Genomic DNA, 17028 nt, shown 5'->3' with positions numbered 1-17028 from the left:
TCTTGGGTATGCGTCTGTGGCTTGTGGCGGCTGTTGCCGTCGCCGTCGTGGCTGCCGTCGTTGTCCTCCTTCTCTTCTTCTCGCGCCCCTCGGGCCCGCCGGTCAGCTACGTGGCTGTGGAGGCGCCCTACGTCTTTCTACTGCCTAGGGGAGGAGTCTACGAGCTAGGCTACTACGACACCCAAGGAAACTGGCACGGCCTAGGCACATACAACGCCTCAAGCACAGCGCTGAAGAACGCAGTCAGCACAATCGAGCAGTTCAACCAGAGATATACGGGAACTACGCTACCCCAGCCATACGGCACACAATTCCAGCCGCTAGCCTACGTAGTAGTTATCGGAAACACGACAGGGACAGTGAAAATACCCATAGAGGGAAACACAATACTGCTGGATAGGGTAAATCCAGGAGACTGGACAATACTAGTTACAGACCCAAAAGATGTAAACAAACTAATGTATGCATTAGATACTGGATATAAGGAATCTGCATACGCAAATCCTATGTCATCAATATGGATAAGCCAATATCCCGGATCTATATTTTATGAAATAAAATCATTACAAAGCTACAATAACGAATTTGTAGGAAGTTACGTAATAGTAATGAATAACAATACACTAATACCTTGGGGATATGAAGCTGGAAATGGATATAGCTTACTATTTGTTCAACAAAAAGAGGGTAACTTTTATAGCTAATTTTTCATTATTTTTTCTTATGGTATAGTTATCTCATAGGGAACTCCGAATGTTCCAATAACCCAATCTAGATACATATATCCGGCTTCTCCAGATCCTGTAGTAATAAATGGCTGTTTTTGTTGGGGTTGCGTGTCTATTGCGGCTCTTGGGGCGCGGCTGTTGTGTCAGTTGGCTTTATGTCTTTCCCTCTCTGTGAGGCTTGCTGTTGTTGGGCCGGGTGGCGTCGGCAAGACGTTTGTGGCTTCATCGCTGGCTATCTACCTCAGGCTTTGGGCCGGCCTTCGTGGATGCGGGGGACGGCTCTGGCGCTTCTCTGCCTAGGGGAAAGTGCCCGTAGCGGCAGATCTCGAAGAGGCCGAGAGGGCCCTACACGCAGTCGCGGACGCGGCACCTCCGAAAGGCCGTCGAGCTTCTGAAGGGGCTTGGTCTGAGGGACAGCTGTGAAGGCGATTGGTGCTTTATCCACTTCACCGCCAGAGAGCCGGAGGGAGGCGAGAGGGGCTTTGTCTGCATAACGGCGGATGGGCTGAGGTACATAGGGTGGCTCGCTCTCCACGGCGTGGCGAGGGAGAGGGCGCAGTGGCTGAAGGAAATGCTCCTAAAGGAAGCCGAGGTTAGGGGCAAGGAGGCGCGCGAGCGGCTGGAGCAGTACTTCCGGGAGGGCGAGATGTGGGGCTCCGTGAAGCCGCCAATAGAGAAGGAGGTTGAGGTCGGGGGCAGGCGGCTGAAAGTGCGTATAGAGGAGGTTGAGGCCGGCGTAGAGCGCGGCGGCACAAAGGAGCACTTTGTCGTGAGGGCGAGGGCTAAGGCCTCCGACGCGGAGAAGGAAGCCGCGGTAAAGAAAGAGGTGAGGTTCTACAAGGCCAGAGACGGCGCCGCGATGGGATACGTCAACATACACGCCGGCGCGGAGGGAGGGCGCGAGGCGGACTACGCGAGGACCGCCGCCTTGCTTAAGGCCCTCGGCATTGAGAAGTGGAGCAGAAAGGAAAAACAGATACTGCTCAAGGGCGGCGCCCTCGACGCCCTCATGCGCCTAGAGCCGGTGTGCAGAGCGTTGGGGCTGTGCCGATGAATACCTTTCAACAAAAATCTACTAATTATTCCATAGGAGGGGCGAGCGGAATCGCCGGAAATTGAGAGTAGTGGTGGGGCCGCCGGGATTTCATTCGGGTCCTCCCGGTTGCTCGAGCCGATCGAGAAGGACCGCGGTCAAGAACACAAACATGTGAGAGAAAGGCTTTAAACCCGAATATATGTGGGGACTGGCGGGGGTAGCTCAGCCTGGTTGGAGCGCCCAGGGGCGTAGCCCCGCGTAGGGCTCATAAAGGGCTCCCGGCCCGAGCAACCGGGAGGACCCGGGTTCGAATCCCGGCCCCCGCATCGTCGTTATTGACGAAAGCTTGAAACTGCGAGGCCTCTAGATAGCCGTCAATATCGGCCGTCCGCCGCCTGTTGCCCGTTATGGGCGCGGGGTGGGCTAGAGCTCCAGCAGGAATCTCGGGGCGTTTTCCATGGTCACGACGACTACGTCGGGCGGATAGCTTCGGCGGGGTCGGGAGAGCTTGACCTCTACCCTCAGCGGCCCGGCGACTGCGTCCACCTCTGCCTTGTTCCGCTCGTAGTAGATCTCGCCCCACTTGCGGTATAGATGCTCGGCGATTACGTGCTCCAGGGCCGCCTCCTGCCTGTACTGTCTGCCTGTCCACAACGCGGCTGTCCTGTAGACGAATGGGTCTCTGAAGAAGAGCTTCTTCTCCTTCCTCCTGTATATCTTGCCTCCGGATCTGAGGTGGGATACGCCTATCACGAATATGTCTTGTAGGAACTCGACGTATTCTCTGACCGTGTTGTGGGATATCCCGAGCTCTTGGGCCACCGCGTGGTATGAGGTGGGCCCCGGCGCCGCGTCCACGATAGCTCCCAGGATGTCTTGGAGGAGCCTGGGGCTCTTGCCGTGTCTGTAGGCCTCCGATATCAGCGCGTCCATGAGGGACCTCTCGGCGTCTGGGTGGCAGTTTATGGACTTGGGGAAGCCCCCCGTCCTCAAGTAGTCCTCGAAGAGGGCCGAGGCGGTGGCCGGGTCGGCGGCGGCGCGCCTCTTGTCGAAGCCTCTGGCCTCGACGTATTGGGGAAAGGAGAGGGGGAGGACGACGATGTCTCTCCCCGCCCCCCGCCTTCCGGGGAATCTCTCGGGCGTCTTGGCCAGGCCCACGGCGGAGGAGCCCGATGCGATGACCACGTCGCCTCTCAGATCGCCGGAGTCTATGAAGTACTTGAGGACTCTCCACCAGCCCTCAACCGCCGTCACCTCGTCTAGGATCAACACGAGCCTCCTCACGCCCAGCCGCCTCTTCTCTCTGACTAAATATTCCAGCGTCTGTCTGAACTCTGCCAGGGACGCCATCACGTCGAGGTCCAGATACGCGACGGAGCGCGGCCCCCTCTCGTCGACGAGCCTCTTTATGAGCAGCTTCAGTCCCGTGGTCTTCCCTATCTGCCGCGGCCCGTAGACGAAGGTCAACGAGGGCTCCTCCAGGGGGATCTCCCGCAACCACTGGGGAGTCCACTTGACCCTTTGGGCTTCCCAGGCAGATATGTGCGGATCCCGCGTGTGCCATTCGGGATCCCACCACCAGGGGTTGGACTTGTCGACGAGCTCCATTGTCACTTAACTGACAATGGCCCTATTTATTGTTGTCACTTGACTGACAATAGCCGCGCTGGGGAGCCCTCGCTAGACCCCTCTGGGGTAGCCGAATTTCTTGAGCGTGTCGGGGGGCTCTATCGCGAGGGCGGCCGCCCCTATGGCCACCTCGTCGTCGCCGAACTTAGCCCTCTCGACGGCCGGCGGGGTGAGCGGCGTGTATTTCCTCAGCCTGTCCTCGACCGCCTTGAAGATATCCCAGTGGTTGAGCGCCACGGATCCCCCCACCACCAACACCTCAGGGTCGTACGCCGCCGTTATCACGGCTATGCCGGCCGCGTTCACGTCCAGCCAGTGGTCTATGAACGCCTGGGCCAGAGGGTCGCCCTCTCTGTAGAGCTTGAAGACGTCCTCCGACGTCCTCACGTCGGGCGGCCGCCTGCCGAGCCTCTCGGCGTATGTCTTAAAGTATTTGGGTATATTGGCGCCGCTGGCCAGCGCCTCCCAGTGGCCCAGGCCTCCGCAACCGCACTTGACGCCGCCCTGTATGTCTATGACGGCGTGCCCCAGCTCGTGCGCGTTGCCCTCCTTGCCCAATAACAAGTGGCCGTTGACCACAGCCCCCACCCCCAGCCCCGTGGATATGGTCAGATACGCCAGATTCTCGACGCCCCAGCCGCCGAGCACGTACTCGCCCCAGGCCGCGGCGACGCAGTCGTTGGCGACGTATATGGGCTTCTTGAACTTGAGGAGGGGGTCCACCAGAGGGAATCTGCTGGAGGGGGAGTTGGGGGCCGCGGTGACCCACCCGGTCCTCAGATCCATAGGGCCTATGGAGCCCACCCCCACGGCCTCGAAGTCCCAGCCGTCGGCGAGCCTGGCCGCGTCGCCCACGGGATCCGCCCCAGTCCTTATCTTCTCGCGGCGCTCGACAGAGCCGTCGCGCCTCACCAGCAAGACCCTCGTCCAGGTGCCCCCCACGTCTATGGCCAAGATCATTTCCTCGACCTGGCCTCCACCTCCCTCTTTATTATGCCGGGCAGGTCCTCCAGCAGGGACCTAAGCGCCGCCTCAGCGTCGGGAGGGATGCGCTCGAGGGCCACGCCTTTGCAGTCCACGTAGGACCACTTGACCTCCAGCGTCGTCTCGTCGTCCTTGTACTTCGCCGACACGAAGCCCACCAGCCAATCGTCGCCGAACTTCACGGCGATTGCCTCCGGCCTCCTCAGAGAGCTGAAGAGGCCCAAGGCCCTCCTCCTCGCCGCCTTCACGGCCTCCTCATCGCTGACGCACGGCATATAACCCGCCGGACCTAGGCTTTTTATTATTTACCGGGCGCCTCCCGCGTACGCGCCTAAGCCGATCTGCTTATATACCGGTGCGGGGGAAGTGTCGTGGAGGACGTGCCCGAGGAGCTCAAGATAGCCCTGGAGACGTTCAGGGAGGCCTCCTGTAGGCTATATACGGGTGAAGAAAGTGGTGGGCGTGATATATGGCGGTGAGGGTGAGGGCAAGGCTGAGGGCGGGCAGTAGGGAGCTGGAGACTGCCGCGTTGGTGAATCGGCTTGCGGCCTCCTAGAAGGGCTAAGCTCGTTGTTGCGGATACGGGAGGCGTCCGTCGATATAAAGGCCGAGGGGAGAAGGCGCACGGCGAATGTGTTGGTCAACCCGCATATAGACGAGGTGCTGATAAGCGACTATCTAGCCGGCGAGCTCGGGATAGTGATACTCGATCCCAGGAGGGGGCTCTGGAAGTTCGCCGACGAGGATCTGGCCAGGGAGTCCGTCGAGCCCCAGCGGTGGCGTTAGGCCGAGGCGGGCCGCGCGCCGGTCTTGGAACTCCGCTGGAAGCGGCGGGGCAAAGCTTTAAAACCGATAGAAATATACGTAAAGGGCCCGTAGTCTAGCGGTAGGATTGAAAGCCGTTCCCTAAAGCCCGCCTCACGCGCGGGAGATCCCGGGTTCAAATCCCGGCGGGCCCACTGCGTCTTTCCGCCGCCTTCCTGTCCCTTATTAGGGCCGATGTCGCTAGGGCCGAGGCTAGGGCGAGGCCTGCGTCTATCTCCCAGGCGGACGGCGGGTTGGCCGCCATGGCGAAGGAGAATATATAGCTGATGTTGAGGCCGAGCGCCATGTCGACCACGTTTATAACTGCTAGGGCCGACGAGGGCGAGCCCCTCTTGGACCCCTCTGCGTAGATGGCCGTGATATATACGGTGTACGCGGCGCCGTACGCGAACACCAGCAGGGGCGCCGCCGCGGCGGGGAGATACGGCAGGGCGGCCATGGCGGCCGCCGAGAGGGCCGCCGAGTAGAGAAACACCGCGCGTTTATCTCGGGCCTTGTCGTAGACGCTTCCGAGGGAGCCTCCTAGAAGGCCCGACAGCATAGACGCTGAGGTTATCGCGCCCGCCTCGGAGGCCGGGAGGCCTCTGTAGTAGTGTAGCCACGAGGCGGCGAGGCTGTTGGCGGCGTACACCGCGCCCCATAGAGGAAACGAGGCGAGGCCCAGCCAGAGGGCCGAGGCGGTCGGCTTAGCCCCGTGTCTGAAGCCGCCCTGAGCGATTAGGGGAAGCGCCATGGCAGCCGCGACCGCGCCGGGGATGGCGGCCGCGGCCCTCCAGCCGAGCGGCCCGGCGACGTAGCCCCAGTAGTAGCCGAGGAAGGCCCCTATGTTGAAAGACGCGTTGTATAGGCCGAGCGCTCTGCCCGCCTCGCCGGGCCTCAACGCCACCAACGCCGCGCCTGCCGTGGAGAAGAACAGCCCTGCGCCGACGCCGGCGACCGCCCTTAGGGCCAACGCGGCGCCCCAAGTCGGGCTGGCGGCCGTCAGCGCGGATCCCAGACCCAGCAGGAACAGCCCGATTCCCGCCGCCTTGACGTCGCCTATCTTCGACCCCAACACGCTGGCCGGGATCTGGGCAGCGGCCGCGCCCGCTATGAAGGCGGCTGGCAGGAACCCCAGCTGGGCCTCGGCGACGTGGAGGTCCCTCGACATTGCGGGGAGGAGGGGGGACAAGTAGAACCAGAGGAGCGCGTATACGGCCCTAGAGGCCAATATATAGCGGAACAGCCCCACCGCAAGGCGGGGCGCAAGGTCCTTTTAAAGTTTAGCAAAAGCGGCCGTCACTTGGAGAGCTTCTCCAGCTCTATCTGGGACGCCCTCGGCCCCAGTATCCCTACGTCGAGGAACACGGCCACCGCCATGGCGAAGACCACTGCGTACATGGCGAAGGCGCCGTAGGCCTTCAACACCAGCGGGAGGAGCGACAGCCAGACGTAGTTCCCCAGGCGGCTTAAGGAGTACTGGACGCCGTCGGCGAACGCCCTTATCCTCGTGGGGTACAGCTCTGCGCCGTATTGGTGGAACGCGTTGGAGAATATGTTGGCGAGGAGCCCGAATATGAAGCCCGTGGCCACTACCTGCACCGGCGTGGTGGAGTAGCCGAACGCCAGCCCGTCTACGCCCATCAACAACGCCACGAGGGCAACCTGCCACTTCCTGTCGAACTTGACGCTGTCTATCACGAATATCGATATAAGCGACGACAAGAAATACGACGTGTATATCAACACCGAGTACTCGAGGGTCCTCACGAGGGTGAAGCCCTTGCTGTAAAGCACGGCCGGGGCCAAGCTCGCGAAGCCGTAGTAGACGCCGGTCTGCAAGAACTCGAATATCCACAGCATTATGGTCCTGCGCCTGTACTCCTCGTTGAAGAGCTCGCCGAGAGGCACCCTCTCAGCCCTCACGACAGGCACGGGGACCGGCGGCGGTAGCGGGCCCTTCTCCCTAACGGCCACCTCCTCTATCTTGGCCACGATCCTCTCGGCCTCCGCGGTCCTGCCCTTGACCTCAAGCCAACGGGGAGACTCGGGGATCAGGAAGCGGAACGGCAAGAACAGCAGTATGCCGAGCCCGCCTATTACGAACATCCACTGCCATCCCTGGAGCCCCAGATACGTGTGGGGGACCAGATAGTAGGCCAGCAAGGCCGTCGCCAGAGGCGCGGTCCAGCTTATCGTGTACGCAGTAGCCAGCGCCCTTCCCCTGATCTTCGCCGGGAAGAACTCCGAGATCATTATGTCGAGGACTATCAAGGCCTCGGGCCCCACGCCCAGCCCCGCGACGAACCTCAACGCGCCGAGGACTTCGGGGCTCGGCGCAAACGGCGTGGCGAGGTAGGCGAGGCTCATGAGGGCTAGGTTGAAGAGAAGCGCCGTCCTTCTGCCCCATAGATCCCCTATAAGCGTGAAGACTATGGCGCCTACAAAGGCCCCGAGAAACAGCAGAGCGACTACATAGTATATAGACGCCGCAAGGGAGATATTATAGTAATTCGACACCGGGACTGTCACGAAGCCGCCTACGAATAGGTCGTAGAGCTCGAAGAACTCGCCGATCGCTAGTAATATAATCAAGCGCGTATGGAACGATGTCCACGGGATTCTTTCTAACCGACCAGCTATAGTCGACTGCTCCATTCGTCGTGTTATTTAGACTATATATTTACATTGCTGTGAAGAAGTACAAATAAATACGCGCTAAGTCGGTAAAAAATATCACGGATAGGAGTTCGCGGCGATTCCGACACGCCTAGCCCTGCATGAGTAGCTTCCTATAATTTCTAGGAGCTTCTTGTACCGCTCGACCAAGCCGACGACATCTCCGGTTTTCCTACTAGATGCTCGCCTCCGCACAGCACACTGAACGTATCCCCCGATATTTCGTCGACTAGGATCGCGGTCTATTCGACTGGACTCAAACTTGACGTCGAGCAAGCCGCAATCCGCCTTTCTGTACAGCTCGCGCAACGCCGTTACGGCCTTAAGGGCCGTCCGCCTCGCTACGTCGAGCTCGGCCTCGGTGGCCAGCCCAGCCTCGATCGCGCCGTCCTCGAGTGGCAGGGAGTCGTGTAGCTTACCGTCACTTAGGTGAGCACAACTATAGGTTTCCTAGGACTAGTGGCGCCGCGGAGTTGCGTTTCTCTCGGCTCGTGTTTTGAGAAAAATTTTCTCGATAATATCTATATATTACGGAAAACGTTTTTACGCGCGCCGTTTCGGGCGTACGTGAGGATGTACACCACTGAGGAAGTCGCGAGGATCTTCGACGTCACGCCTGCGGCCGTGAGGTACTGGGCGAGGAAAGGCAAGATAAAGGCGGTGCGCGAGGGGGATAAATGGCTCATACCTGAAGACGAGGTGGAGAGGCTTAGGAAGGAAATGGGCGAAAACGTCGAGGAGAAAGAGGAGGGGAGCAACGCGGAGGGGAGAAACTGCCTCGATCCGGAAACCGCGAAGGCCTTTGCGAAAGCCCTTTTCGAGGCGGCGGCAGAGTTCCTTAGGGAAAATCCGTGGGTGTTGGAGCTACTGGGGCTGAGGCCCGGCGAGGAGGAGAGGAGGCTCGCCTCTGTGGTTCTGGAGGCGGCGAGGAGCCACCAGCCTAAGAAAAACGAACTCGCCGAGATTTTCTGGACTGCCCTTGCGGAAAAGCTGGCGGAAAGGGCGGCGAAATAGCGCGCTTTGTTAAGCCGCCCAAGCTAACACATGGATTTTAGTAAACGTTGCTGTTTACTGTTATCTAATAGCGTAGGCGAAAAGCTTAAATATGCAGGATGCTGAGTTACGCAATGCACAGAGCGACGAGGAATCCCGCCGGTGGTACGGAGGACGGAGTGCACAACGGCCTTAGGCTCGACGTGGTCTTGGCCGTGGTTATCGCGACGGCGATAATCATAGCCATACTCTCCATGCCCGATATACTTGAGCCGGTAGCTAGGGCTATCCTCTCGTCTCTCGGCTACGTACTGCCGGCGGCCATGCTGGCGATAGGCGTGGTGCACGGGCTCAAGCCGGACGAGCATACGTGGCCTATAACGATCTCCTACGCCATGATGCAGAGGGATACCGCCAGAGCTGTGCTGGCCACCGCGACCTTCACAGGCGCCTTGACGCTCGTGTGGACGGCCATGAGCGCCTTGGTGGGCCTTCTCCCCGAAGCCCTGTTCCGAGGCGTCTACGACTGGCTTGTGGACGTGTTGGTGGGGGTCACCATGATCGCGATAGCCGCTATATATTTGAGGAAAAGCCGCGAGGAGGGCGGGGAGGCGGCGCCCGACTACAAGGCGATATGGATACACGGCCTCGGCGCCGCCTTCGGCGGGGATTTCTTCGTGGTCCTCCTCCTGGCGCTGACGGTTAAGGCGGCCGCGCCCTGGTTCCCGGCCGCGCTCGTGGGTTTCCTCTTCGGCTTCGGCTCCTTCCTAGGCCAGTTGGGTATAGTGATGCTGGCCTACAGGGGCTTGGTCAGCTTGGTTAGGGCTCCTCAAATACTAGTTAGAGCTGGTAGACTTAGCTTATTGATTTTAGGATTTTTCTTAATAGGACTTGGCATATATACATATTTCTCATAAATATAAACTTTTTCACGATTTTCGGAGTCAATATTTTTAAAATTCTGTGTGTAATATTGTCGTGAAGGCTGGGGCTATAGCTAAAAGGCCGGTGATAACTGTCGAGCCCAGCGCGACGATAGAGGAGGCGGCCAGAATAATGGCGGAGAGGCGCATCGGCTTCCTCCCCGTGGTGTCCTCCGGCAGATTGGTGGGCGTGATTTCGGAGAGGGATATAGTTAGGGCCGTCGCTTCGGGGGCCTCGCCGAAGGCCCCCGTCGAGGAGATCATGAGGCGCGAGGTGGTCACGGTCAACTTCAACGACGACGTCGAGGCGGTCTGGAGCCTCATGAGGGAGATGGGAATTAGGCATATGGTGGTGATGAGGGGCGACGAGATCTACGGAGTGATCAGCATCAGGGATTTCTTGGCCGAGAAGATAGCGCTCGAGAGGCTGGCGGAGGCGCCCTCTTAATTTTTTAAAATCGACATACTTTTGATCCGGGGCCGTAGTCGAGCCTGGTAAGATGCGCGGCTTGGAGCGGCGTCGGCCGCGAGCAGGCCCGCGAGATCCCGGGTTCGGGCGTAGCCGCCCAGAAATCCCGGCGGCCCCACCAAATATGTTCGCACTTTCAATCTTTCTTCTATGTCTCAACTAGATAGGCTACTTCAATATTAGACGAGGTGTTCGCCGCTTTGTGCGATCTTGATTATAACTGCAGAAGTATACGAAAAATCGGCGAGCTGGGCATCGGCGCAGAAGAGGCGTTTCTTAACTTCTTCTACCTAGAGCTCTCTGCGTTGCTACTTGGCATAGCCAATATAGAGGAGAGGAGGACGTCGGCCGTCAGGTTTGTAGACGAGGCGGCAGAGCGCGGGCTGAGGTTGTTGAGCCACTACAAGGTCTACTCCACGGGGCCGGGGAAGTGGGGGAGCGGAACCCACGTCCTCGTCTTCAAGAAGGTATGAAGCGGGGGATCCTCGAGATGATCGTGGTAACGGCCTTGTGGGGAGCGTCCCCGTAGTTGCTAAATATAGAGCTCATAGTGTATACTCCCGCGGAGTGGCAGAGCGACAGTCCCTGGATGAGAGAGTTGAGGAGGGAGGCCGTGCGGCTTTATTCCAGCTTTCGCACTTAGCCGGCATTTTTACGCATGCTGTCCGACAGACACAGCGACTTGTCACGAATTTGCAGTTGGGGGAACGCCGGCTTTATTACACGCTCCGGCCTGGCGGCGCAAAACCTCTGAGAAAAATTTTTAAACCTTTTTTCTGCAAAAATCATGAAGAGGCTGGTGAATAATACATATGAAAAACCTGCTATAAAGGTCGTGTTAGTTGATGGGCGCGCATGCGACGATGACGTGGATTAAGCGAAATGTCGCAATACTCTACGGCGTTGGGTATAGCAAGGGCTTTATAAACGGGTTCTTATCGTGGTATCTCTCGCTTAGGTTGTACGACTGGGGGTTGGGGGTTTTCGCCGTCGTCAGGCTCGTGTCGCAAGTTCTGGACTCTCTGGCCAATTTTGCGGGGGGCTATCTAGCGGACAAGATAGGCAGAAAGCCCACGCTAATTATCTCAGATGCTGTATACATATCGTCTATTCTCTGTCTGTTGAGGCCGGAGCTCCTCCCCCTAGCCGTGGTTTTGTTTTTCGTTGCAGACGGCTTGCCCACCTCGGCCTCTTTTGTCATGCGTATCGAGTCCGTCCCAGAGAACTGGAGGGGAAAGATTATATCAATCGGCCCGGCGCTCTCCTACGCGTCATACGCGGCGGGCTCCTTCGCCTTGGGGCTAATCGCCGCCTTATATGGACGTACGTCGGCTGTTTACGTGGTACTTGTGATTTCCATCGCCGGGCTTATGGCGCGGTTTTTCCTAATCGAGACTTTGAGGAGAGTCTCCACCTCCACCTCACTGAGCTATCTAAAAGAGTTGAAATATGTCCTTACGTCGCGTGAATATGCCAGAATAGTCGCCGTGATGGCGCTCTTAGGCATTTCTTTCGCTATCTCGCCGTTTTTAGCCCCGTTTCTAAAAGACGTAATTGGCATGTCGGATTACGAAATTGCGCTATTCTTCACGTTTTACAACCTTGTGCCCATACCCTTTTCGCTGATTTTAGGCCACTTGATGGACAAGTATAAAGACTCTATTCCTAAATTTCTGGCGGTGCTTCTCCTCATCGACTCCCCCTTTGTTGCTACGTTTGCGTTGTTAAGCCCCGTCGCTCCGGTGTTTGCATATGCCATATTGGGAAGCGTCTCTCTGGCGTCAATTTACAGAGCGGCTCTTAATATTTACACATCCGACATCTTTAAAACTCATAGAGGCTTGCTCGTGGCGTTAAACGCGGTCCTTATGGCCAACCTCCCAGGCATCGCTACGCCGGTAGTTGCCGCCTTGTGGGCGACGCTAAATCCGCCCTTGGCTATTCTATTAGTAGCCACGTTGACGAGAATAGGCGCCGCGGCACTCTTACTAGCAAATCGCCAGTTAAGCCAGAAACCCCCAGGGGACTCCTCCGCTAATTAGGCGATCTGGCGATGTATTCATCGCGCAGTGGGGTCTCCAAGCGGCCTATCCTCCTCGAGGTCTGCCCTAGGCGCGCGGTCGGCCGGCGTAATGGCGGTCATCGCTTCAAGAGCTACTAAAGCATCTGGAGCCACTGGGACGTCGTAGAGCGAGCGGCCTGGAACAACCGGCGAGCTCCCCAGCCCCCGGCGTGGGCGTGCCTCACGGCGGTCCCAGACCAGGTTGCGGTCGCATAAGTTGCGGTCTGCGAAGGATCTCAGCGCTTAGATCCCTCGTCACCTGTAGGCTAGCCTGTTCTCATCACAATATATTTATTGCAGGTAATTAAAGGCGTGCCTACGCCTTTAGAGATAGCGATAGGCGCCATAGCCGAGGGGTACTACTCGATGTTGGCGAGGCTCTGCGAGTGTGCGAGGCTGAGGAGGGAGTACTCGGCCGACCTTGAGCTGGCCTCGGTAGCCGATGTTGTAATGAGGGCCATCGCCGAGGAGCGGCCTGTTGAGGCCGGCCCCGTCAAGGTAGAGGTCAGGAGGAAGCTCTTGGGTAAATCTATCAAGGTCGTGTACCGCGGCGAGGAGGTCGACCCGAACGAGTTCCTAACAAAGATCTCGCAGGCGCGGTCGAGGGCGGCTTGGCTGCAGTCAGACTGCTCTGACCAGGCTGTGTTGGAGCCGGTGTATGCGACCAACGACAGAGACGCCATAGAGTACGCGGTTAGGCATATGGACGAGCTCTCCAAGGTATGTGACGGCGTGTCTCCACAGCTCGAGGGTCTCGAGATGCCGTCCTACGTCAAGGAGGGCATAAAGAAGGGCGTCGAGAGGTTTCTGGCCAGGCAATGATAGCGGTGAAGCTCAGCGGGAGGGTCTTCGACGATAGGTCGCTGGTCAAGGAATACGCCTCCATCCTCAAGTCGGTCGAGGAGAAGGCCGTCATAATCACCGGCGGCGGGACGGTCGCTAGGTCTTACATAGAGGCGGCGCGGGAGCTAGGCGCCGGTAACTACGTGCTTGACGTGATCGGGATAGAGGCGAGCAGGTTGAACGCCTGGCTTATGATAGCCGGACTCGGCGAGGATGCGTACCCCAAACCCGCCGAGTCTCTCGGCGAATTGCTAACCGCTTTGGGGTACAAGAGGAAGGTGGTCATGGGCGGCCTCCAGCCGGGGCAGTCGACGGCCACGGTGGCGGCGCTGGCCGCCGAGGCCGTGGGGGCTAGGGCTTTGATAAACTGCGCCAACGTGGACGGCATATACGACGACGATCCCAGAAGGAACCCCAACGCCAGGAAGATACAGGTGATAAAGGCGTCGGAGCTCGCTACGTTCCTGAGATCGGGCGCCCTCCCCGGCACCTATGAGCTGGCCGATCTCTGGAGCCTCGAGATCTTGAAGAGGTCGAGGATACCTATGTATATCGTTGACGGGAGGAGGCCTGCGTTGTTGTTGGAGGTGTTGAGGAACGGCGCCAATCCCGGCTCGCTCGTCTTGCCGGAATAGCCCGCGGCGCCGCGGGATCGCCTCGGCGGAAAGCTTATATATATAGGCCCGGCGTTAATCGGAGCCGGAGTCGGCCCGCGTGGGCCTCGATGAGCGGCGCTCCAACCGCGGGATCGCATACCTCCGACCTCGGATTATGGAGTCGGCATGTCAGCGCCGTACGTAATACCTCAGCACCTTTAATAGCCACCATGTACTGAGTGCCGTGAAGCTGACCGCTACTGAGCAACGCGTTGTGGAGCTCTACAACTCAGGGCTGAAGCCTAGAGATATAGCCAACAGGCTGGGGATCTCCATCAACACAGTCTACAAGGCCCTATCCAAGCATAGGAGGATTGCGGAGACGCCCGGGCCTGAGGACGGCGAGCAAAGGCTTAGCTACAACTACTACGCTGTGGTGATGCCCATGGCCAGCTCCTCTGTCATATACAGCTTTGCCCCTCCACAGACGCCGCGCGTCGACGACTTGGAGCCTTTGGTCAAGAGGCTCGAGTACGTCCTGGAGAGGCTGGAGAAGTTGCTTGACGGCAAGCAGATAGTCGAGAGCAAAGCGGCAGAGGCTCCGGAGCCTGCTGACGGGGCTCCCGACTTCATAAGGCGCAACGCGTGGGTGAAGCTACTTAGGGGGAGGTCGTTCCAGTGAAGGTTGCTGGATAGGGCGTAAGTTCCTAGCGCCGGCGGAGCCGCGTCACCGGGTGATTATCTTCAGGATTAGCCCGTCCCTAACTTTGCTCTCGGCGCTTAGCCTCTTGCCTGTAGTGGCCTCGACGGCCGAGACGAACCTCTCCCCGATCTCCGTATGTATCATATATGCCACGTCTCTGGCCGTGGCGTCGCCGGGGACCAACAGCGCGTCTGGCAGAACGTTGCCGTTCTTGTCGGTGAGGCGGTGTTCGTCCTCGACGGGGTAGACCACTACGTACCTCAACGCGTCGAAAACGGCGGCGTTTACGGCGGCGACTACGCCGGTGCCTTCGAACTTCTTCATGACGTCTCTGATCCTCTCCAGAGCGGCCAGCTGTTGTTGCGTTAGTTGGCCCACCACCTCGAAGTCGGGGTCGCCCGGCTTGTAGCGTATTAGCCCTTTGTTGGCCGCCCTCCTCAACGCCAGCTCCGCCTCGGCGCTGGTGGGGACCACAATTCTGTCGGGGAAGGCCTTCTTGAGCGCCTTGTAGCCCTCCTCGCCCTCGGGAAGATCCACCTTGTTTGCGGCTATCACTATGGGCTTGTACGTCCTCAATCTGCTCACGAAGTCGAGGAAATCGTTGTCCGTCCACTTGCTGGGCGGCTTCTTCGAGAGCCCTGTGGACTCCAGCACGTCCTCCACCTGTGTCCTCCTGTAGCCGAGCCCTCCCAGCTTCTCCATGAGGAGCTCGGCGAGAGGCCTCTTGCCGTACTCGGAGAACCTTATCGCTTTGTCCCAGTCCTTCCTCACGATCGACACAAGCCACATGTCGATCTCCCTCTCCAAGAACTCCACGTCCTCCACAGGGTTCCTGGTGCCGGGCTTGACCATCCGCCCCTCCTCGTCGGTGGATCCAGACGCGTCCACTATGTGTATCAGCACGGGGGCCCTCCTTATGTGGTCCAGGAATTGATTGCCGAGCCCTCTGCCCTGCCAAGCGCCGGGGACTAGGCCCGCCACGTCTACTAGCTCCACAGGTATGTAGCAGACTCCGTCGAGGACCAAATAGCTCACGGGGTTGCATTTGAGGTTCTTGCACGGGCAGTCCCTCCTCACGTAGCCGATGCCGACGTTCGGCTCCACGGTCGTGAAGGGCACGGGCCCTATCTTGACGTCCTTCATGGTGGCCGCCGCGAAGAAGGTCGACTTGCCCGCGTTGGGCTTGCCCACTATGCCTATTTGTACCCTCGCCTGTACTACCACGTAGACGATATATACGGCTCAGTATTTTAATATGTGGGCGTAAGGCGCTTGTTGCTAATTTCATTACTTCTACTTATATTATTTATAATATTTCATAATATATTTTTAATAATTTTAATTTTGTTTATTATTTTATTTTTTAATAGAATAAGAATATACATAAAGCTGTACAGGATATATAGCGGAATAGAAAGAGAGGCCGTAGCCGCCGCACTGCTGTCGCTGATCGCCATTATCCTGATACGCGCGGTGTCTGCGGCTAAGGTGTTCGCCCTGCTGTTGGGTATCGCCTCCGTTATGTTGGCGCCGTTCTATCCCCAAATAGCGCTGTCGCTCTCCTTGTTCGGGCTGGCGGTCGAGTTGCCTATAGCTGGCGCTCCAAGGCTCCTGGCGCTGGCGGCGGCTATAGCACTAGGCTACCTCGCTGGACTTAAGGCAAGCAGAGGCGGCTTGGTGAGGATATATACAACGGCGACCAGCCCCGCAGAGGCGCTTAAGGCCCTAGCGGGGCATAAGGTGATAGTTAAGGGGCCCGACTCGTTCTACGCGCTGGCCCGCGGAGGCGCCGCGGCAGACGGCGAACTAGTCTTCTTCTCGCCGAGCGAGGCCTTGCTGTACCGCTGTAGGGCCCTCCGGTGTCTGCCCCTATCGGTCAAAACAGGGGACAGCGCGCGGAGAGAGTTCGAGAAGTTGCTCGACGAGTATCTGTACCTACTGTTCCCGGAGCTGGGATCTGTGGAGACGCCGCTTGTGGTCGTGACGAATGACGAGATCGCCGAGAGGATCGCGAATAGGCTGGGCAAGACGTATATACTGTCGCCGCGCGGCGCCCCCTCGACGACCGCTAACCTCTTCGACGCGCCCGCCGACAAGGCGGCTAGGGCCGTGGCCGCCGTCATGGGGCTCTACGGGCTCGCGAGCCGCGAGGTGTTTGAAGAGGTGTATACATATATCAAGTCGGGCGGCGCCCGGCGCATAGATCCTCAGATACCGGGCGCGCCGGTTTTGAGGGATTTGGTGGGCGGGTTGAGCTCGTGGCCGGATCTGAGGTACCCGGTGGTGCTCGGCGACGATCCGAAGTCTGTGCTGATCTCGTATCTGTTGTACCTAAAATATGGTGGTTTTATCATAACCTACTCTAGAAAAATATTTAATATATTAAAAGAACTTGAGGTTAATAATATTATATTAATAACTAAAACTATAGATATAATAAAAGGGGAATCGTATATAGTAGTGGGCCCTATTAGTGGGCGTTTCTCGAACTTTCTCGATAAATATATAGATAAGATCAATAAATATGAATATGTAGGATATGTCGCCGGGTCGCCGGTCCATGGATATTTATAGTGGTG

The 17028-nt window shown here is 58.2% G+C and carries 19 protein-coding genes and 3 tRNA genes; 15 read left to right on the top strand and 7 right to left on the bottom strand.

All coding sequences use genetic code 11. From position 1 onward, the window contains the following. Positions 1-8 precede the first annotated feature (8 nt). Positions 9-704, top strand: coding sequence for a hypothetical protein (locus tag TUZN_RS09150; RefSeq protein ID WP_013680677.1), 696 nt, complete (start codon positions 9-11; stop codon positions 702-704). Positions 705-1073: 369 nt separating this feature from the next. On the opposite strand, the gene TUZN_RS11495 is transcribed toward TUZN_RS09150, so the two are convergent. Further along, the gene (locus TUZN_RS11495) at positions 1074-1244 is read right to left on the bottom strand and encodes a hypothetical protein (protein ID WP_237698221.1); all 171 of its coding nucleotides are present in this window, start codon (positions 1242-1244) and stop codon (positions 1074-1076) included. A gap of 22 nt (positions 1245-1266) precedes the next feature. Between TUZN_RS11495 and TUZN_RS09145 the strand changes: the two genes are divergently transcribed. Beyond that, positions 1267-1782, top strand: coding sequence for a hypothetical protein (locus TUZN_RS09145; protein ID WP_013680676.1), 516 nt, complete (start codon positions 1267-1269; stop codon positions 1780-1782). A gap of 193 nt (positions 1783-1975) precedes the next feature. After that, positions 1976-2090: transfer RNA gene (locus tag TUZN_RS09140), tRNA-Met, on the top strand. Positions 2091-2187: 97 nt separating this feature from the next. Here TUZN_RS09140 and TUZN_RS09135 read toward each other — a convergent pair. The 3 genes from TUZN_RS09135 to TUZN_RS09125 all read right to left on the bottom strand — a co-directional run bounded on the left by TUZN_RS09135 (position 2188) and on the right by TUZN_RS09125 (position 4652). Continuing rightward, positions 2188-3372 carry an ATP-binding protein gene (locus TUZN_RS09135; protein ID WP_013680675.1) on the bottom strand — a complete coding sequence of 395 codons (1185 nt, stop codon included), beginning with the start codon at positions 3370-3372 and terminating at the stop codon, positions 2188-2190. A 72-nt stretch (positions 3373-3444) separates the two neighbouring features. Then, positions 3445-4353, bottom strand: a complete 909-nt coding sequence (locus TUZN_RS09130) for an ATP-dependent glucokinase (RefSeq protein WP_013680674.1) — start codon at positions 4351-4353, stop codon at positions 3445-3447. Beyond that, positions 4350-4652: a hypothetical protein gene (locus tag TUZN_RS09125; RefSeq protein ID WP_013680673.1), complete on the bottom strand. Its 303-nt coding sequence runs from the start codon at positions 4650-4652 to the stop codon at positions 4350-4352. The genes TUZN_RS09130 and TUZN_RS09125 overlap by 4 nt, the downstream gene beginning before the upstream one ends. Before the next feature lie 298 nt (positions 4653-4950). Between TUZN_RS09125 and TUZN_RS09120 the strand changes: the two genes are divergently transcribed. Next, the gene (locus TUZN_RS09120; protein WP_237698220.1) at positions 4951-5163 is read left to right on the top strand and encodes a hypothetical protein; all 213 of its coding nucleotides are present in this window, start codon (positions 4951-4953) and stop codon (positions 5161-5163) included. A gap of 83 nt (positions 5164-5246) precedes the next feature. Then, positions 5247-5336: transfer RNA gene (locus tag TUZN_RS09115), tRNA-Val, on the top strand. On the opposite strand, the gene TUZN_RS11095 is transcribed toward TUZN_RS09115, so the two are convergent. Together TUZN_RS11095 and TUZN_RS09105 are read right to left on the bottom strand one after the other, a co-directional pair. After that, positions 5318-6433, bottom strand: coding sequence for an MFS transporter (locus TUZN_RS11095; RefSeq protein WP_013680671.1), 1116 nt, complete (start codon positions 6431-6433; stop codon positions 5318-5320). The two genes, TUZN_RS09115 and TUZN_RS11095, sit on opposite strands and share 19 nt — an antisense overlap. 47 nt (positions 6434-6480) lie before the next feature. After that, positions 6481-7839, bottom strand: a complete 1359-nt coding sequence (locus TUZN_RS09105; RefSeq protein WP_052886220.1) for an MFS transporter — start codon at positions 7837-7839, stop codon at positions 6481-6483. 594 nt (positions 7840-8433) lie between these two features. Between TUZN_RS09105 and TUZN_RS09100 the strand changes: the two genes are divergently transcribed. From TUZN_RS09100 to TUZN_RS09060, 9 genes are all read left to right on the top strand, one after another. Next, positions 8434-8874: a helix-turn-helix domain-containing protein gene (locus tag TUZN_RS09100; protein WP_013680669.1), complete on the top strand. Its 441-nt coding sequence runs from the start codon at positions 8434-8436 to the stop codon at positions 8872-8874. Between the two features lie 233 nt (positions 8875-9107). Further along, positions 9108-9770: a hypothetical protein gene (locus TUZN_RS09095; RefSeq protein ID WP_420804563.1), complete on the top strand. Its 663-nt coding sequence runs from the start codon at positions 9108-9110 to the stop codon at positions 9768-9770. Positions 9771-9831: 61 nt separating this feature from the next. Then, the gene (locus TUZN_RS09090; RefSeq protein WP_052886218.1) at positions 9832-10224 is read left to right on the top strand and encodes a CBS domain-containing protein; all 393 of its coding nucleotides are present in this window, start codon (positions 9832-9834) and stop codon (positions 10222-10224) included. Between the two features lie 28 nt (positions 10225-10252). Beyond that, positions 10253-10366: transfer RNA gene (locus tag TUZN_RS09085), tRNA-Pro, on the top strand. A gap of 67 nt (positions 10367-10433) precedes the next feature. After that, complete coding sequence (locus TUZN_RS09080) at positions 10434-10718, top strand: hypothetical protein (protein ID WP_013680666.1); 285 nt, start codon at positions 10434-10436, stop codon at positions 10716-10718. A 390-nt stretch (positions 10719-11108) separates the two neighbouring features. Then, positions 11109-12287 carry an MFS transporter gene (locus TUZN_RS09075; protein WP_013680664.1) on the top strand — a complete coding sequence of 393 codons (1179 nt, stop codon included), beginning with the start codon at positions 11109-11111 and terminating at the stop codon, positions 12285-12287. Between the two features lie 332 nt (positions 12288-12619). Further along, on the top strand, positions 12620-13129 hold the full coding sequence (locus TUZN_RS09070; protein ID WP_052886217.1) for a hypothetical protein: 510 nt from the start codon (positions 12620-12622) through the stop codon (positions 13127-13129). Further along, positions 13126-13785, top strand: a complete 660-nt coding sequence (gene pyrH, locus TUZN_RS09065; protein ID WP_013680662.1) for a UMP kinase — start codon at positions 13126-13128, stop codon at positions 13783-13785. The genes TUZN_RS09070 and pyrH overlap by 4 nt, the downstream gene beginning before the upstream one ends. A 205-nt stretch (positions 13786-13990) precedes the next feature. Continuing rightward, complete coding sequence (locus tag TUZN_RS09060) at positions 13991-14428, top strand: sigma factor-like helix-turn-helix DNA-binding protein (protein ID WP_013680661.1); 438 nt, start codon at positions 13991-13993, stop codon at positions 14426-14428. Between the two features lie 45 nt (positions 14429-14473). Here TUZN_RS09060 and TUZN_RS09055 read toward each other — a convergent pair whose 3' ends face one another. Next, positions 14474-15673 carry a redox-regulated ATPase YchF gene (locus TUZN_RS09055; protein ID WP_013680660.1) on the bottom strand — a complete coding sequence of 400 codons (1200 nt, stop codon included), beginning with the start codon at positions 15671-15673 and terminating at the stop codon, positions 14474-14476. 249 nt (positions 15674-15922) lie between these two features. Between TUZN_RS09055 and TUZN_RS09050 the strand changes: the two genes are divergently transcribed. Continuing rightward, entirely contained in the window at positions 15923-17023 is a 1101-nt protein-coding gene (locus tag TUZN_RS09050; protein WP_148678639.1) for a hypothetical protein, read from the top strand. Positions 17024-17028: the final 5 nt, after the last annotated feature.

The sequence above is a fragment of the Thermoproteus uzoniensis 768-20 genome (assembly GCF_000193375.1).
Classification (GTDB): Archaea; Thermoproteota; Thermoprotei; order Thermoproteales; family Thermoproteaceae; genus Thermoproteus; species Thermoproteus uzoniensis_A.
Note: the sequence above shows the minus strand (reverse complement) of the source record. Positions and strands in the feature narration are given on the sequence as shown.

Coding starts and splice junctions, on each gene's coding strand:
- TUZN_RS09135 (WP_013680675.1), bottom strand. CDS start 3,372: ATGGAGCTCGTCGACAAGTCCAACCCCTGGTGGTGGGATCCCGAATGG.
- TUZN_RS09095 (WP_420804563.1), top strand. CDS start 9,108: ATGCCCGATATACTTGAGCCGGTAGCTAGGGCTATCCTCTCGTCTCTC.
- TUZN_RS09075 (WP_013680664.1), top strand. CDS start 11,109: ATGACGTGGATTAAGCGAAATGTCGCAATACTCTACGGCGTTGGGTAT.
- TUZN_RS09100 (WP_013680669.1), top strand. CDS start 8,434: ATGTACACCACTGAGGAAGTCGCGAGGATCTTCGACGTCACGCCTGCG.
- TUZN_RS09105 (WP_052886220.1), bottom strand. CDS start 7,839: ATGGAGCAGTCGACTATAGCTGGTCGGTTAGAAAGAATCCCGTGGACA.
- TUZN_RS09150 (WP_013680677.1), top strand. CDS start 9: ATGCGTCTGTGGCTTGTGGCGGCTGTTGCCGTCGCCGTCGTGGCTGCC.
- TUZN_RS11495 (WP_237698221.1), bottom strand. CDS start 1,244: ATGTACCTCAGCCCATCCGCCGTTATGCAGACAAAGCCCCTCTCGCCT.
- TUZN_RS09125 (WP_013680673.1), bottom strand. CDS start 4,652: ATGCCGTGCGTCAGCGATGAGGAGGCCGTGAAGGCGGCGAGGAGGAGG.
- pyrH (WP_013680662.1), top strand. CDS start 13,126: ATGATAGCGGTGAAGCTCAGCGGGAGGGTCTTCGACGATAGGTCGCTG.
- TUZN_RS09130 (WP_013680674.1), bottom strand. CDS start 4,353: ATGATCTTGGCCATAGACGTGGGGGGCACCTGGACGAGGGTCTTGCTG.